Raw genomic sequence first — 1,161 nt, 5'->3', positions numbered from 1 at the left:
TCGACATACGGCGAGCTCGGCGCACATCCATAGATGAGTGACCCGGTCTTGCAGATCAGTGCCCCGGGTCCCGCCGCCGAGAAGGAGGCTGCGGGACCCGGAGGGCAGGATCAGGACTGGGCCACGAAGTCGGTGCTGACCCAGCCGAGCAGCGTCTCGCCGGTGAGCTGGGAGAAGCGGACCTGCACCCAGGATCCACGGTCGGCGACCTCGGCGAGGTCCACGCCGCGCGGAATCTGGGCCAGCTTCTCGCCCATCGAGGAGGGCTCTCCGCGCAGCGGGACGGACAGCATCGCGCTCCACAGGCGTGGGGCGGAGCTGACGGCGGTCCCGGTGCCGGAGGCCGTCGCCGAGGCGGTGGCCGATCCGGAAGCTCCACCCGGGTCGCCGGAGAGACCGAGGCGCGAGGAGCAGGACGGCCAGGCGCCCCATCCCTGGATCTTCCACAGCTCGTGGGCGCGGTTGATCTGCTCGGCCTTCGACGCCTGGTGCGGATAACCGGTTCCGCCGACGGCCTGCCACGACTGCAGGCTGAACTGCAGACCACCGTAGTAGCCATTGCCGGTGTTGATGCTCCAGTCGCCTGTGGACTCGCACATCGCCAGACGGTCCCAGTCCGCGCTGTGACCGCCGGCCGACGGCGAGGACGGGGTAGGCGTCGGGGTGGGAGTAGGCGTCGGGGTGGGAGTGGGCGTTGGAGTAGGCGCCGACTGGGACGGGGTGGGCGTAGGGGTCGGGGTGGGCGTCGGGGTGGGCGTCGGGGTCGGAGTGGCTGTGGGAGTGGGTGTGGGAGTGGGTGTGGGAGTGGGTGTGGGAGTAGGGGTAGGGGTAGGCGTCGGCGTAGGTGTGGGAGTAGGGGTAGGCGTCGGTGTCGGCGAGGGGCTGGGGGCCGGCGCCGACTGGGACGGGGTGGGCGGAGGTGTGGGAGTGGGAGTCGGCGTGGGGCTCGGAGCGGGTTCCGGGGCAGACTGCCGCTGCGGAGCCATCCGGCTCTGCGCCCCCGGCTCAGGCTCTTCCTCGACCTCCGGCTCCTCAGTCGGCTCCGGCTCTTTCTCAGCCTCCGGCTCCTCGGTGGGCTCAGGCTCCCGGCCCTCGGTGGGCTCAGGCTCCGGCTCCGGCTCCTCGGTAGGCTCAGGCTCCGGCTCCGGCTCCTCGGTAGGC

At 71.7% G+C, this 1,161-nt stretch carries 1 protein-coding gene; it reads right to left on the bottom strand.

All coding sequences use genetic code 11. The annotated features are described in order from the left end of the window. Positions 1 to 110: 110 nt before the first annotated feature. Positions 111 to 599: a transglycosylase family protein gene (locus N7E59_RS11915; protein WP_390905053.1), complete on the bottom strand. Its 489-nt coding sequence runs from the start codon at positions 597 to 599 to the stop codon at positions 111 to 113. Positions 600 to 1,161 lie beyond the last annotated feature (562 nt).

It is taken from the genome of Nesterenkonia marinintestina, from assembly GCF_025420485.1.
GTDB classification, from domain to species: Bacteria; Actinomycetota; Actinomycetes; order Actinomycetales; family Micrococcaceae; genus Nesterenkonia; species Nesterenkonia marinintestina.
This window is presented reverse-complemented; position numbering and strand designations above follow the sequence as displayed.

Bases quoted from the DNA above. Each gene is read 5' to 3' on its own strand.
- N7E59_RS11915 (WP_390905053.1), bottom strand. From the start codon at position 599: ATGTGCGAGTCCACAGGCGACTGGAGCATCAACACCGGCAATGGCTAC.